This window comes from Prauserella rugosa, assembly GCF_000719975.1.
In the GTDB taxonomy this organism is placed as follows: Bacteria; Actinomycetota; Actinomycetes; order Mycobacteriales; family Pseudonocardiaceae; genus Prauserella; species Prauserella rugosa.
In genome coordinates this window covers 191,728-205,670 of record NZ_JOIJ01000001.1, presented here as the reverse complement: position 1 = coordinate 205,670, position 13,943 = coordinate 191,728, and the positions used below count along the sequence as shown (strand labels likewise).

The window sequence follows — 13,943 nt, the reverse complement described above, 5'->3', positions numbered from 1 at the left end:
CCGGCCCTCAACCCGCGGTCACGGGAAAGGTGCGCAGGCCGCGGATCACGAACTCGTCCCGCCGGGTGGGTTCCCGCGTGCAGCGCAGGGTGGGCAGCTGGGTGACGAGCGCGTCGAGCGCTGCGGCGATCTCGATCCGGGCCAGCGGGGCGCCGAGGCAGTAGTGGACCCCGCCGCCGAAGCCGAGGTGCGGGTTCTTCTCCCGGGTGATGTCGAGGGTGTCCGGCTCGTCGAACACCTCCGGATCGCGGGCGGCGGCACCGAGCAGCGCGGCGATCTTCGACCCGCGCGGCACCGGGTGGCCCGCGATCTCGACATCCTCGGTGGCGGTGCGTTCGAACAGTTGCAGCGGCGAGTCGAACCGGATCAGTTCCTCGGTCGCCGAGGCGGCCAGCGTGGGGTCGGCCACCAGCAGGTCCCACTGGTCCCGGTGTTCGAGCAGGGCACGTACGCCGTTACCGATGACGTTGACGGTCGCTTCGTGTCCCGCCATCAGCAGCAGCACGGCAGTGGCGACGACCTCGTCACCGGTCAGGTCGCTGCCCGCGAGGTGGCTGAGCAGATCGTCGCGGGGGTCGGCGGTGCGGTGGTCGACCAGCTCGCGCAGGTAGCCCGCGAACGCCTCGGCCGCCTGTTCGGCCTCGATCCGTTTGTCGTCCGGCAGGCCGTACTCGTACATCTTGACGATCGCGTTGCTCCACGCCACCAGCTGCGGACCGGCGTCCTCGGGCACCCCGAGCAGCTCGGCGATCACCGCGACCGGCAGCGGCTGCGCGACGTGCTCCAGCAGGTCGGCCTCACCGTCGGTGGCGATCGCGGTGGCCAGTGAATCGACCATCCGCCCGGCCAGCGCCCGCACGGTGGGCCGAAGCCGTTCCACGTGACCGCGCGCGAACGCCGACGAGACGAGCCTGCGCAGCCGCGTGTGGGCAGGCGGTTCGTTCTCGAGCAGCGAGTTGCGGTGCAGCATGTTGAACGAGGCGAACTGCTCGAGCGGCGTCGCGTCGGACCAGATGCGCCCGAGCGAACGGTGCCGCAGCACGGCCGAGGCGGCCTCGTGCGAGACCGCCACCGCGAGGCCGAGGCCGTCGTGCCGGTGGACGGCGCCCTGGGCGCGCAGGCGCGCGAACGCGGGGTACGGATCGGCGAGGAAGGCGGGATCAGCGGGATCGAACACCCACCGACGGTAACCGGCGCCGGGGTCGAGTAGCGTTTTCCGCCAGGCGAATCACGACCGGGAGGACAGCGCTGTGGGCAAGGCCGCGCGGAAGAAGGAGCGCAAGCAGAAGGTCCGCGACGTTTTCGTCGGGCGCCCGTTCGAGGGCCTCGCGGCGGAACCGGAGCTCATCGCGATGCGCGAGTTCGTCCCGTCCGGCACGGCGCGGCTGTCGCTCGCGGGGGACAACGCCGACCGGAAGGTGACCATCGCGTCGGTCCTGCCGATGGCCGCGGCCGCGTTCGTCCGCGCCGACGGGGAGGTGTTCGTCGGCCTCCAGGTGCAGACCCGCTCCGGCGACATCAGCCGTGACCTCGGCCGGGCCCTGACCTGGGCGCTCGAAGCCGAGCCGGGCGCGGTGCTCTCGGTCCCCGACACCACGAGCCCCTCGCAGCCCGGCGAGCGGCTGCAGGACCTGCTCGACGTCGACGCTCCGCTGGAGGTCGAGGTGCACGAGGACTTCTCGTGGTGGCTGCCCGACGACGAGGACGAGCCCTCCGGCGAGGTCGCCATGTCGCTGCAGCGCGCCAACGACGCGATCATGCCCACCGAACGGCTCAGCCCCGGCGCCTACTGGGTGCTGGCAGGCGAGAAGGCGCACCTGCGGTGGGTGTGGCCCGCCGAGGAGAACCGCCTGATGCAAGCGCTTGCGCGGCTGTCCGCGGCCGGCACGCTGACGCTGGGCGACGAGACGAAGTTCGCCGGTTCGTTCCGCGCCCACGGGTTGCTCGTGCCGGTGTGGGACCTCGACCCCGAGGCGCACGCGCGCGAGTGGGCCGAGCCTGCCAAGCAGCTCGGCGAGCGTCTCGAGGAGGCGTTCGCCTCGCTCGACGACACGCCGCTCGACGCGGCCGAACGCCGCGCCCGCGACGGTCTGATCGGCCGGCAGTTCACGCTGCGCTGATGATCCTGCACATCTGCCCGGAAGCCGACTGGGCGGCGGTGCCGCCCGGCGGCGAGTACAAGCCGGCCTCGTTGGACGATGCGGGCTTCGTGCACTGTTCGGATTTCGGCACCGTGCAGTTCCCCGCCGAACGCGTCTTCGGCGGCCGGGACGACCTGCTGCTCCTGGTGATCGACCCGGGCAGGCTCGAAGTCCCCGTGCGCTGGGAGCCCGCCGACCCGCCGGAGCCGGGAGCACCGTGGTTCCCGCACGTGTACGGGCCGATCCCCACCTCCGCCGTCGTGCGCGAGTGTCCCTTCCCGCCCGCGGCGGACGGCACCTTCCGTCTGCCCGAGCAGCTGCACGAATTCACCGGTTGACCCGCGGCCGGGCGACGTCGCCGCCCTGGCCACTCGATAGGGTCCACGTCGCTCGATAGGGTCAAGGCGTCGCCGTGGTGTGCGGCACGCTCGGGATGTCGAATTCCGGGCCGAGGGGAGTACCGGGCAGCGAGGAGGACGTTCGTGTCGGGCGACCTCGCGGGCTTCGGCGAGTTCGTCGAGGCGAATCTGCCGGGACTGCTGCGCTACGGACACGCCCTGACCGGCAACCAGCACGACGCCGCCGACCTGGTGCAGACCGTGCTGGAGAAAATCGGTTCGCGCTGGCCGAGCGTGCAGCGCAAGGCCGCCGACCCGGCCGCGTACGTGCGCCGATCCATGGCCAACGCCCACATCAGCCGGTGGCGCAAACACCGCAGGGAAAGCCTCGTCGCCGACCTCCCGGAGAGCGGCGCGGCCACGCCTGCCGACCCGTTCGAGCACGAGCCGCTGTGGCAGGCGCTGAAAGATCTGCCGCCGAGGCAACGCGCGGTCATCGTCCTGCGTTATTACGAAGAACTGTCCGAAGCCGAGATCGCCGCATCACTGGGCGTGTCGACCGGGACGGTGAAGAGCCAGGCCAGCAAGGCGATCGCGACACTGCGGGGGAAACTGACCGGCGGACCGGAGCCAGAGGGGAGGGCGGTGAGATGAGCGAGCACGGCGACGACCGGGACGAGCAGGTGGTCGGTGACGAGCTGCGCCGCCTGTTCCACAGCGACCGGCTCCCTTCCGGCGGCGGACCGGACCCCGAGGTCATCGTGGCCGGCGCGCGTCGTCGCCGGCGCCGCAGGGCCGCGCTCAGCGCGAGCGCCGGAGTCTTCGTCGTGGTCGGTGCCATCTCGGCGGGCGTCGCATTGACCGGGCTCGGCGGGCCGGAGGGCGGCCGCGGCGACACCATCGCGGCCGACCGCAGCGACACGTCCGCGGCGCCACGCCCGACCGGGACCGCACCACCGGCGTCGTCGTCACCCGGCGACGCGGAGTCCGCGCCGGGCCTGCCCGAACCACCCGTGGACGGAGAGCCGTCGGCGCCCCCGTCGACGGTGACGTCACCGCCGCCGATGACGAGCGACTCCGGCACCCCCGCCGCGCCGTCGAGCTCCGACGAGAGCATCGTGACGCAACCGTTGGACGCGCCCGCCTCCCCGGTGCTCACCCACACCGGCAAGTACCCGCTGCGCCTCGGCATGGGCTATGCCGCCGCCGTCGAGACGGGCGCCATGGACGACGGCACGGGACCGCCGGAGCAGGGCTCGTGCAAGTCGTACGCCGTGTCCGATCCGGCGATCTCGCGCGTCGCGATCCGCGGCGGCCAGGGCATCGTGCGGTTCCAGGCCGACACGGCGCGCACACCGGACGGGATCCGGGTCGGGTCGTCGATGGAGGAACTCCGCGCGGCCTATCCCGACCTCGAGCAGGCCGGTGAGAACTCCTACGTGAAGCAGAACCCGGACTCCTCGTCGCGCTACGTCTTCGGAATCGCGAACGGCAGTGTGGCCACCCTGCGGCTGACCGTTCCCAGCCCTGCCGCGACCTGCTGACCGAAGCCGACGAGGCGCGGCGGTACTCATCGCCACCGGGAAACTCGTTGCGGCGGTACTCACGGGGGCCGCGTGGAACCGAGGTAAGCCATTCCTACATTCTTCGCCCGCAGCGAAAAGGGCCGGCACCTCGGTGAGAGGTACCGGCCCTTTTCGGTTCTAGAACGCTGCCACGCCCGTGGGAATCAGATCTTGCCGCCTGCGACCTCGGGCATGTCGTCGTCGCCCTCGTCGTCCTGCAGGTGCTTGTGCACGAAGCGCTCGACCTCGAACAGGTTGCCGTCGGCGCGCTCGAACACGTTCACCAACGTGCTCATCGTCGCGACCTCCTCCACCTGCTCCTTCAGGAACCACTGCATGAACTGCTCACCGAGGAAGTCGTCCTCGGCGCGCGCGGCCTTCGTCAGCGTCTTGATGTCGCTGGTGACCTCCTTCTCCTGCTCGAGGGCCAGCTCGGCCAGCTCCTTGGCGTTGGAGAAGTCGTTGCGCACCTCGCCGGTGCTCGGGATGGTCACGTGGTGGTCGGTGTCCATCATGTACTGGACGATCGCCATCGCGTGGTTGCGCTCCTCGAGGGCCTGCGCGTAGAAGAACTTCGCCAGCTCGGGAAGGTCCTCGTTGTCGTACCAGACCGCGAGCGCGGTGTACTGCTGCGAGGCGTTGAACTCGTTGTGGACCTGACCCTGCAGCAATTCGTAGAACTTGGAACGGGGGTTCGTCTTCGTGGTGGGCATACATTCAATGTACGCCTCTCGATCCACATTTTTCCACCCGGGGTCTGGTGATCCGGAGCGCATTTCTCTACAATTCATTAGCCAAGGTTGAGCTAAATAAATTAAGCCTCACCTAAGTTATCGCGAATTACTTAGGTGAGGCTTAATTATGTGTCGCATGATCGTTTGTCGCCTATTCGGGGAAGTCGTGACCCTGCGCCATCGGATCAGTGCGTTGCGGGCAGGGGATCTCGCGCGATCGGGCAGGACATGCAGCGCGGCCCACCGCGGCCCGAGCCGAGCTCCGACCCCGCGATGGCGAGCACCTCGATACCGGCTTCCTCGAGTCTGGCGTTGGTCTCGACGTTGCGTTCGTAGCCGACGACGACGTCCGGCGCCAGTGCGAGTGTGTTGTTGCCGTCGTCCCACTGTTCGCGTTCTGCGGTGACGGGGTCGAGGCCGGTGTCGATGACGTGCAGGCGGTCGATGCCCATGGCCTCGGCCGCGGCGTCGAGGAACGGCGAGGGCCCGTCGACCCGCAGTGTGCCGTCGTCGCCGGGCCGCATGGGGTAGGCGACGAGCGAGTCACGCGCGAGCGGATACATCACGACGGCGTCCGGGCCGATCATCGTGCACACCGTGTCCAGGTGCATCGTCGCGCGGTTCTGCGCGATGGGCACGGCGAGGACGGTGTGTGCGAGACCGTCGGCGAACACGGACCTGGCCAGCGATTCGGCGCCCGCCGCGGTGGTCCGTTCCCCGACGCCGACCGCGAGTACGCCGGGAGCCAGCAGGAGCACGTCACCACCTTCGACGGGCGCCGAGTGCGCGCCGTACGCGCGGGACGCCGCGCGGAACCGCGGGTGGTAGGCGTAGGCGATGTCCAGCAGTTCGGTCTCGCGGCGCCGTGCCGGCATGGCCAGCGACGAAATCGCCACCCGATCGCCGATCCAGGCCGAGGAGTCGCGGGTGAACAGCAGGTTCGGCAGCGGATCGACGACGAAGTCGTGCGCGTGATGCATCCTGCGCACCAGCGACGCGCCCTCGGACGCCGGCAGCTCCTCGAACGTCATGCCCGACATGAGGGTCTCGCGCAGCGTGTCGGCGTCCAGGCCGCTCAGGTGCGAACGCAGTGCGTCCGCCAACTCGGTGCCGAGGCGCCGTTCGTCCACCGCGGCGTGTACTCCCGCCGCGTGTGCCCGAGGGTCGCTCAGTGCCTCGCCGAGGACGTCGGCCAGCAGCAGTACCTCGACCCCTCGGCCCGCGAGGACCTCGGCGAACGCGTCGTGCTCCTCCTGCGCGCGGCCCACCCAGGGGATCGAGTCGAAGAGCAGCTGGTCGTTGTTGCGCGGGGTGAGCCTCGTGAGCTCGCCCCCCGGCCGATGCAGCAGGACCGACCGCAGCGGGCCGACCTCGCTGTCCACTCCCGGCGTGATCGTGTCCGTGACCGGGCCGGTGATCGTGTTCACTGTGTTCGTCACGGACGTGAGCGTAGTGATCGAGGGCCGGTTATCCGACCGCTTCGAGCTGCCGGGTGCGCGGGGCCCGCTCCGGATACGGTCCCCAGCCGTACTCGGCGACCACCGACGGCACGGTGGTGAACACCCAGTTCTCGACGCCACCGCCCATGATCTCGGCATACCGTTCCGCGGCCTCCCGGTTGGCGAACCGGATCTGCTGGTCGCGCAGTGAACGATGCGTGATCTTGCAGGCCATCTCGATCCCCTCCATCACGGATTCCTCCGTTTGCACTGGTCCATCCCCTCGCGGGCACTCGAGCTCCCGTGTGCCTCCGATGGCCGCCCTGCCCGGCCGCCGGAGCTTCCCCGCACATCGCCGGAAGCTGTCGTACCCACGTCGTACTGTCGTCGTCTCGGCTGCTCCACCTAGTAGAACACATGTTCGATCACCGCTGCAAACGTCCTGGTGGAGGCCGTTCGGGCGCAGGAGGGTCAGGGCAACCAGTCAGGGCAACCAGGAGACGTGGTCGCGAAGCAGCGCGTACCCCACGAACGCGAAGACGTCGAGCAGGGTGTGCGCGGCGATCAGCGGCCACAGCCTGCCGGTGCGCTGCCATACGCGACCGAAGACCAGGCCCATGACGACGTTGCCAAGGAACCCGCCGAAGCCCTGGTAGAGGTGATAGGTCCCGCGCAGGACAGCGGAGATGATCAAGCTCGTATTCTCACTGAGCCCCAGCTGTCTCAATCGGGTGATCAGGTACCCAACCACGAGTACCTCCTCCGCGAAGCCGTTGCCGAACGCGGAGAGGGTCAGGGTGATCGGCCGCCACCAGGTCTCGTCGAGCGTGGACGGCTGCACCGCGAGGTTCATGCCCAGCTGCCATGCGGCGAGGTAGAACAGCAGTCCCGGGATGCCGATCAGCGCCGTGAGGCCGATCGCGGTGGGCAGGTCGGTCCGCTTGGGCCTGCGCGGGAGTCCGACTTCTGCGAGTTTCGTGCCGCCGCGCCAGAGCAGGTACAGACCGAGCGCACCCCAGGCCACAAGCTGCAGCGCCCCGAGCAGCTGCCGCAGAAGATCGATTGCCTCGATCGTGGCCTGGGGTGCGTTGATCGCCACCTGTTGACTACTAAGTGTGCTGGGTCGGAGTAGTGCGTCCAGCAGTGAGAGCAGTGCGCGGGCTCCGGACAAACCGAGTGTGACCGTAAACACGATCAGCACTTCGATGGTCAACGCCCGCCGTCGACGCGGCTCGTCGAGGTCGGAGAAGACGGGAGATGGCGCCGGCGAGGAGGGAGTAAACCACCTGCGTAGCCAGCGGTTCGAACGCTCATGGGAACCCGGTGACACCGGGGCACGCTAACGCCTTGTGGTGATCGAATGGCCGTCCGGGTGAAACGGGAATCATCACGATCGCACTAACAAAGCGGACTGTTACGGCCAAACCGCCCGAACGGCCTATTAGGGTGCAGCGGTTGTCAAGAATCGATGAAGGAGGAGAGCCTCGTGGCGGAAACGTCAGAAGCTGAGGCCGCGCCACCCGCATCGCCGGAGCAGACATCGTCTGGTCACAAGGGCATAGCGCCGAGGGTCTTCTGGCCGTCGGCGATCATTGTCGTGGGCTTCGTCCTGATCTCTGTGATCTTCTCCGAGCAGGTCGGAGAAGTCGTCAGCAGCATCCAGGATGCTGTGATTGGCACGTTCAGCTGGTACTACCTGCTGCTGGTGTCGATCTTCGTGATCTTCTCGGTCTGGATCGGGGTCAGTCACTTCGGTGACATCAAGCTGGGGCCGGACGACGAGGAGCCCGAGTTCGGGCTGCTCTCGTGGTTCTCGATGTTGTTCGCGGCCGGTATGGGTATCGGCCTGGTGTTCTGGGGGGTGGCGGAGCCGCTCAACCATTTCGCCGGTATCCCGAGCCGGGCCACCGGGATCGAGGAGGGCACCGAACAGGGTGCCCACGACTCGATCCTCCAGGCGTTGCTGCACTGGGGTCTGCACCCGTGGGCGATCTACGTGGTGGTCGGTGTGGCAGTCGCCTACGCCATCCACCGGAAGAAGCGCCCGGTGTCGATCAGGTGGGCGCTCGAAGGTGTGCTGGGACGCAAGGTCAAGGGCTGGATCGGCGACGTCATCGACATCGCCGCCATCTGCGGCACGCTCTTCGGTGTGGCCACGTCGCTGGGTCTCGGTGTCATGCAGGTGGCAGCCGGCCTGAGCTTCATGGACGTCATCCAGGAGCCGGACAACCTGACCTACGTGATCCTCATCGGTGCGATCACGACGGCAGCGGTGGCGTCCGTGGTCACGGGCCTGAAGAAGGGCATCAAGTACCTGTCGAACATCAACATCGGCCTCGCCGCCGCGTTGATGCTCTTCGTACTGATCGCGGGTCCGACGCTGTTCATCTTCCGCGAGGTCGTCGCCAACCTGGGCGACTACCTGCAGAACCTGCTGCAGATGAGCTTCAACACCACGGCGTACTCGGGTGAAGACGGTACGGAGTGGCAGGGCAACTGGACGACGTACTACTGGGCATGGTGGATCTCGTGGGCACCCTTCGTCGGTGTGTTCATCGCGCGGATCTCGCGTGGCCGCACGGTGCGCCAGTTCGTCGCCGGTGTGCTGCTCGTTCCCACGCTGGTGGCCCTGTTGTGGTTCAGCGTCTTCGGCGGTACGGCCGTCTACCGGGAGCTGTTCGGCCAGGGCGGCCTGATCGGCACCGACGAGACGGGTGCGGCGACGGTCGACACGAACAACTCGTTGTTCGCACTGATCGACGGTCTGCCGGGCGGTTCGGTGGTCATCGTCGGCGCGATCATCCTGATCGTGCTGTTCTTCGTGACCTCGTCGGACTCCGGTTCGCTGGTGGTCGACATGCTCGCCTCCGGTGGCGACCCGAACCCGCCGACCTGGAGCCGCGTGTTCTGGGGTGTGCTCGAGGGTGCGGTGGCCGTTGCGTTGCTGCTGCCTGGCGAGGGCGAGAGCCTGTCGACGTTGCAGTTGGTCGCGATCCTCATCGCGTTGCCGTTCAGTGTCGTGATGATCGGTATGTGCATCTCGATCTGGCGCGAGTTCAGCGCCGAACGCAAGGCGTCGTTGCGCGCGCAGCGACGCGTGCAGCGTGAGGAGCTCACCGACCACGTGACGAACAACCTCGTGGACGCGGGCATCGTCGAGGACCCGGACAACGGGAGCGGCAAGGTCAAGGCCTGACGCGCTCGGCGTGACACGCGACGAGAACGGCGCCCTGGGAAGCTTCCCGGGGCGCCGTTCTCGTGTTCCCGGCCGGTGCCGGACGAGCCGGTGCCTGCGTCCGGTGCAGGCGTCCGGCGTTTCAGTGCTCGGAGTGGCGGAACGGGCAGCCGACGAGGCTCCGGAGGGCGAGGCCGAGCTTGCGGGGGCAGTCGACGGGCTGGTCGAACCCGAGTCGCACGTCGTGGTCGCCTGCGGGGCCCTCGACGCGCAGGCGCAGCCCGTAGCGGTCGATGCCGAGCGGGCGGATGGCCCCGCCGCGCAGCTGGCCCGGCAGATGCCGCGACAGTGCGAGGACGACGTCGGGGTGGGCGTGTTCGAGGTGGCGCAGCCAGTCGGTCTCCTGCGTGCAGAAGGGATCGGCCGTGGCCGCGCTGAAGCTCTGCGTGCTGACCGAATGGGTGCCCTCCGAGTCGGCGAGCACGAACGAGGCGGGCACCAGGTCGAGCATCGTGAGTCCGTGGTCGAGGTCGAGGAGCCGTTCGTCGGGACGCTGTTCGGCGATGGTGACGGCGCGGGTTCGCGCGGCCCGGCGGTCGAGCGGACGCAGCCAGCCCGTCAGCCACAGGAGCCCGCGCACGGGTTCGCGCAGCGCGACCGGCGCCTCGTCGGTGATCTCGAGCGTGATGGCCAGTTCACAGCCGGTGTCGGGGCCGGCTGCCTGGCCCTGGCCTGCGTGGGACCGGTCGCGGGTCGCCGTGACCAGGGGGTCGTCGTCGCGCAGCAGGATGCTCGCGCGGCCGCCCGCGTGCACGTGGTGCAGCACGGGCTCGGTCCGCAGGCCCGACGAGGGTTCGCGGTCGACGGCGGGCATCAGCACCGCGGGGCCTCCGCGGGTGGCGATGGTCTTGGCGCGTTCTGCGGGACGCGGCGTCTGGGGACGTGTACGAGTCACCACTCACCTCCAACTAAGGTGAGGCTAACCTATCGATCAGTTCGAGGGAAGAGTCATGACGCCTGGTGAGCGGGGGCGCGGAGGGTTGCGTCGTCGGCCCGATATTCATCCCGAATGTGGGCGCTATTAGCGTGTGAGGGGTGTCAAGCGCTGTGGAACTCACGCCCCCCGGCCCTCGCGGAGTCCCTCCGCTGTTCGCTCGGCTCGTCGACGACTCGGCGCTCTTTCCGCCCAGCGACGCGGCCATGCCGGAGGCCCTGAAGGCACACTTCGCCAGCCGCGGTGGCGACAAGGCGGGCGTGCTGGGAGTGTTCCTGTGCCAGGCGTCGCGACTGCCTGAGCTGATCACGGAACTCATCAAGATCAAGCCCGCCGAACCGCTGCCGCTGTCGTTGATCATCGACACGGGTCTTGGCGGGGTGCCGAAGGCGATCTCGATCGTCGAGTCCCGGAGCGAACTGCTCGCGCTGAAGATGGTCGAGATGCCGGCGCCCTCGGACGTCGACGAGATGTGGCTCGAGCGGGTGTCGGAGTTCGTGCCCGAGGACGTCGTGCGCGTGGTGGAGCCGCGGCGGGGCGTCGGCTGGCTCGACGGCGTGCAGAAGGTGATCGAGCACGGCAGCAGGCCGAAGATCCGCTGCGGTGGGCCGTCGCCGGAGAACTTCCCCGCGGTCGACGAGGTCGCCGACTTCCTGTCGGTGGTCGCCGGGTCGACGGGTGCCACGTTCAAGGCCACGAACAGCCTCCACCGCGCCGTGCGGCACACCGCCGACGACGGGATCGAGCACCACGGTTTCCTCAACCTGATCGTGGCGACGGCGCGGTGCCTGTCGGGTGGCGACGTGCGGGCTGCGCTCGCGGAGACCGATTCCGCCGTGCTCGCCGAGGAGGCACGTGCACTGTCGGACGAGGCCGCGAAGGCGGTGCGGACGATGTTCGCCTCGTACGCGTGCGACGAGTTCGACCGGCCGGTCGGCGACCTGATCGAGCTGGGGCTGCTGTCCTCGGAGTGACCGCCCCGCGTGTGGTGTGAGGCCGCGGTGGCGCGTGCGGCGGGCGCTCAGGCCAGTGCGGCGGCTCCGAAGGCGTAGGCCGCGAAGCCCGCGAACAGGAAGCCGGCCGCGCGCTGGAGCAGGTGCGGCCGGATGCGGTCGCGCAGCTTGCCGCCCACGAACACGGCGAGCGCGGTGACGGCGGCGATGGCGGCGAGCGAGCCGAGTCCGACGGCGATGGGCTGGCCGTAGCGCGCGGCCAGGCCGGCCATCATGAGCTGGGAGGCATCGCCCCACTCGGCCGCGAAGATCATGCCGAAGCAGGCCGCGGCGCCGCTGAGGAACGTGGTCTGGGCCGGGCCGCTGCGCATCGCGTCCTTCCCGCTCTCCTCGGGCTTGCTGAAACCTGCGCGCAGCAGCAGGGCGGCGCCGATGCCGAACATGATTCCCGCGATGACCGACACGACCTGTTCGGGAAGCAGGGTCAGTGCGCTGCCGAATGCGACCGCGACGGTCGTGTGCACGGCGAATGCGGCGGCCACACCGGTCCACACGGCGCCCTTTCGGTAACGCGTGGTGAGCACCAATGTGGAAATAGTGGTCTTGTCCGGCAGCTCGGCTACGAAGACCAGCGCAAACGCCGTGAAGAAGGCGGCAAGCACAGAAGACATCTAAACGTTTCACCCCTTGGTCGCTTCAACGATAAAGGGGGATCGCGGAAAATCAAGGGAATCGGATTCTCGAATCGGCGGTTTCGCTGCCTCGGAAACGTCGTGATTACTGCGTCTCACAATTTTTTTCGGCGCGCCGAAATGTGGGTGTGACGAGGGGTGGGGCCTGCGGGGACGGGACCTAGGTCCCGGTGAGGTCGGGACCGCGGGACCTGTCGGGTGCGTGCACGCGCGGAGCACAGTCGGGAGCGTGGAAGTACTGGAGCTCGCGCGGTGGCAGTTCGGGATCACGACCGTCTACCACTTCCTCATGGTGCCGCTGACGATCGGCCTGGCCGTGCTGGTGGCCGGCATGCAGACGGCGTGGGTGCGCACCGGCAACGAGCGCTACCTGAAGATGACCAAGTTCTGGGGCAAGCTCCTGCTGGTCAACTTCGCGATGGGCGTGGTGACCGGCATCGTGCAGGAGTTCCAGTTCGGGATGAACTGGAGCGAGTACTCCCGGTTCGTGGGCGACGTCTTCGGTGCACCGCTGGCGATGGAGGGGCTCGTCGCGTTCTTCGTCGAGTCGGTGTTCCTCGGCCTGTGGATCTTCGGGTGGGACCGGTTGCCGAAGCGGGTCCACCTGGCATGTGCGTGGGCGTTCTCGCTGGCGACGGTGGCGTCGGCGTACTTCATCCTGGCGGCCAACTCGTGGATGCAGCACCCGGTGGGTGCCGAGTTCGTCGACGGAAAGCCGACGATGACGTCGATCTGGGCCGTGTTGACGAACAACACGGCGATGGCGGCGATTCCGCACACCGTGGCTGGCTGTTTCGCGGTGGCCGCGGTGTTCGTGGTGGGGATCGCGGCGTGGCGGTTGTGGCGCAAGCGCGGTGAGCACGACGAGCACCGCGCGGTGTGGCGTTCGTCGGTGAAGCTGGGGGCGTGGACGGGTGTCGTGGCGTTCGCCGTGCTCGTGGTGAGCGGTGATTTCCAGGGCAAGCTGATGTTCCAGCAGCAGCCGATGAAGATGGCCGCCGCGGAGGCGCTGTGCGAGACCGAACAGCCCGCGAGTTTCTCGATCATCGCGGTGGGCGACGTGGCCGACGCCGACTGCGAGAGCGTGAAGACCTTCACCGTGCCCGCTCTGCTGTCGTTCCTGGCGGAGGGCGACTTCTCGTCCGAGGTCAAGGGCGTGCAGGACCTGGTGGGTGAGTACCAGGACAAGTACGGCTCGCACTACCCGGACGACCCGGCACTCGGCGAGCTGGCGGGCAAGCCGGTGGACTACGTGCCGAACCTGCCGGTGACCTACTGGGGTTTCCGGATCATGATCGGCTTCGGTGCGCTGTCGACGTTGATCGGCGTGGCGACGCTGTGGCTGACGCGCGGCGGCCGGATTCCGGGCGGCCGCTGGTTCCCGTGGATGGCGCTGGGCAGCATCGCGTTGCCGTACCTCGCGAACAGCGCGGGCTGGATCTTCACGGAGATGGGCAGGCAGCCGTTCGTGGTCGTGCCGAACCCGGACCCCAGCGGCGTCGACGGGGTGTGGATGTACACCGCGATGGCCGTGTCGAGGGTGTCCGAGGGGGAGGTGTGGCTGTCCCTGGTCTCGCTGACCCTGCTGTACGTGGTGCTCGGCGTGGTCGAGGTGTTCCTGATGGCCAAGTACGTGCGCGGTGGCATCGAGAGCGTGATGCCCGCGAAGGTCGCCTCCCGCCTCGGAACCGGGGGCGACGGGGGTGGTTCGGGTTCGGCCGGCGGTTCGGGCGGCTCGGATCTGCGTGGCGGTTCGGAGGGTTCCCGTGGCCCCCGTGGCTCCGAGGACGGCCGGGACTCCAAGGACACCGAGGACACCGAGGACGACGAGCCGCTGTCGTTCGCCTACTAGCCGCCCGCACGACCCCCATGCCGACCGAACACCTGCCGTCCGCCGTCCGAGGAGATGCCG

The 13,943-nt window shown here is 68.6% G+C and carries 14 protein-coding genes; 7 read left to right on the top strand and 7 right to left on the bottom strand.

The features are described from left to right. Positions 1 to 7: 7 nt before the first annotated feature. Complete coding sequence (locus tag IF64_RS0101035) at positions 8 to 1,177, bottom strand: cytochrome P450 (protein WP_030530057.1); 1,170 nt, start codon at positions 1,175 to 1,177, stop codon at positions 8 to 10. 73 nt (positions 1,178 to 1,250) lie between these two features. Here IF64_RS0101035 and IF64_RS0101030 point away from each other — a divergent pair, with 73 nt between their 5' ends. From IF64_RS0101030 to IF64_RS0101015, 4 genes are all read left to right on the top strand, one after another. Further along, the gene (locus IF64_RS0101030; protein ID WP_030530056.1) at positions 1,251 to 2,120 is read left to right on the top strand and encodes a DUF5926 family protein; all 870 of its coding nucleotides are present in this window, start codon (positions 1,251 to 1,253) and stop codon (positions 2,118 to 2,120) included. Further along, positions 2,120 to 2,479, top strand: a complete 360-nt coding sequence (locus IF64_RS0101025) for a DUF952 domain-containing protein (protein WP_030530055.1) — start codon at positions 2,120 to 2,122, stop codon at positions 2,477 to 2,479. The genes IF64_RS0101030 and IF64_RS0101025 overlap by 1 nt, the downstream gene beginning before the upstream one ends. A 144-nt stretch (positions 2,480 to 2,623) precedes the next feature. Next, positions 2,624 to 3,133 (top strand): SigE family RNA polymerase sigma factor, encoded by a 510-nt coding sequence (locus tag IF64_RS0101020; RefSeq protein ID WP_036875484.1) that lies wholly within the window; start codon positions 2,624 to 2,626, stop codon positions 3,131 to 3,133. Further along, entirely contained in the window at positions 3,130 to 4,023 is an 894-nt protein-coding gene (locus IF64_RS0101015; protein WP_051757357.1) for a hypothetical protein, read from the top strand. Before IF64_RS0101020 ends, IF64_RS0101015 begins: the two co-directional genes overlap by 4 nt. A 185-nt stretch (positions 4,024 to 4,208) precedes the next feature. Here IF64_RS0101015 and IF64_RS0101010 read toward each other — a convergent pair whose 3' ends face one another. The 4 genes from IF64_RS0101010 to IF64_RS0100995 form a co-directional block, all read right to left on the bottom strand. After that, positions 4,209 to 4,757 (bottom strand): ferritin, encoded by a 549-nt coding sequence (locus IF64_RS0101010; protein WP_030530052.1) that lies wholly within the window; start codon positions 4,755 to 4,757, stop codon positions 4,209 to 4,211. 206 nt (positions 4,758 to 4,963) lie between these two features. Continuing rightward, positions 4,964 to 6,160 (bottom strand): arginine deiminase, encoded by a 1,197-nt coding sequence (locus IF64_RS0101005; RefSeq protein WP_425468485.1) that lies wholly within the window; start codon positions 6,158 to 6,160, stop codon positions 4,964 to 4,966. Positions 6,161 to 6,245: 85 nt separating this feature from the next. Beyond that, positions 6,246 to 6,452, bottom strand: a complete 207-nt coding sequence (locus IF64_RS25060) for a hypothetical protein (RefSeq protein ID WP_051757405.1) — start codon at positions 6,450 to 6,452, stop codon at positions 6,246 to 6,248. A 249-nt stretch (positions 6,453 to 6,701) separates the two neighbouring features. Next, positions 6,702 to 7,547 (bottom strand): CPBP family intramembrane glutamic endopeptidase, encoded by an 846-nt coding sequence (locus tag IF64_RS0100995; protein WP_211252499.1) that lies wholly within the window; start codon positions 7,545 to 7,547, stop codon positions 6,702 to 6,704. A 156-nt stretch (positions 7,548 to 7,703) separates the two neighbouring features. Between IF64_RS0100995 and IF64_RS0100990 the strand changes: the two genes are divergently transcribed. Continuing rightward, positions 7,704 to 9,413, top strand: coding sequence for a BCCT family transporter (locus IF64_RS0100990; RefSeq protein ID WP_425468456.1), 1,710 nt, complete (start codon positions 7,704 to 7,706; stop codon positions 9,411 to 9,413). A gap of 121 nt (positions 9,414 to 9,534) precedes the next feature. Here the strand turns inward: IF64_RS0100990 and IF64_RS0100985 are convergent, their stop codons facing one another. After that, complete coding sequence (locus tag IF64_RS0100985; RefSeq protein WP_030530048.1) at positions 9,535 to 10,347, bottom strand: DUF2470 domain-containing protein; 813 nt, start codon at positions 10,345 to 10,347, stop codon at positions 9,535 to 9,537. Between the two features lie 152 nt (positions 10,348 to 10,499). Here IF64_RS0100985 and IF64_RS0100980 point away from each other — a divergent pair, with 152 nt between their 5' ends. Then, positions 10,500 to 11,360 (top strand): hypothetical protein, encoded by an 861-nt coding sequence (locus IF64_RS0100980; protein WP_048808645.1) that lies wholly within the window; start codon positions 10,500 to 10,502, stop codon positions 11,358 to 11,360. A gap of 47 nt (positions 11,361 to 11,407) precedes the next feature. Here the strand turns inward: IF64_RS0100980 and IF64_RS0100975 are convergent, their stop codons facing one another. Then, entirely contained in the window at positions 11,408 to 12,010 is a 603-nt protein-coding gene (locus IF64_RS0100975) for a TMEM165/GDT1 family protein (protein WP_030530046.1), read from the bottom strand. A 250-nt stretch (positions 12,011 to 12,260) separates the two neighbouring features. Between IF64_RS0100975 and IF64_RS0100970 the strand changes: the two genes are divergently transcribed. Beyond that, complete coding sequence (locus tag IF64_RS0100970; RefSeq protein WP_084705570.1) at positions 12,261 to 13,883, top strand: cytochrome ubiquinol oxidase subunit I; 1,623 nt, start codon at positions 12,261 to 12,263, stop codon at positions 13,881 to 13,883. Positions 13,884 to 13,943: the final 60 nt, after the last annotated feature.

Coding starts and splice junctions, on each gene's coding strand:
- IF64_RS0101015 (WP_051757357.1), top strand. CDS start 3,130: ATGAGCGAGCACGGCGACGACCGGGACGAGCAGGTGGTCGGTGACGAG.
- IF64_RS0101025 (WP_030530055.1), top strand. CDS start 2,120: ATGATCCTGCACATCTGCCCGGAAGCCGACTGGGCGGCGGTGCCGCCC.
- IF64_RS0100975 (WP_030530046.1), bottom strand. CDS start 12,010: ATGTCTTCTGTGCTTGCCGCCTTCTTCACGGCGTTTGCGCTGGTCTTC.
- IF64_RS25060 (WP_051757405.1), bottom strand. CDS start 6,452: ATGGCCTGCAAGATCACGCATCGTTCACTGCGCGACCAGCAGATCCGG.
- IF64_RS0101010 (WP_030530052.1), bottom strand. CDS start 4,757: ATGCCCACCACGAAGACGAACCCCCGTTCCAAGTTCTACGAATTGCTG.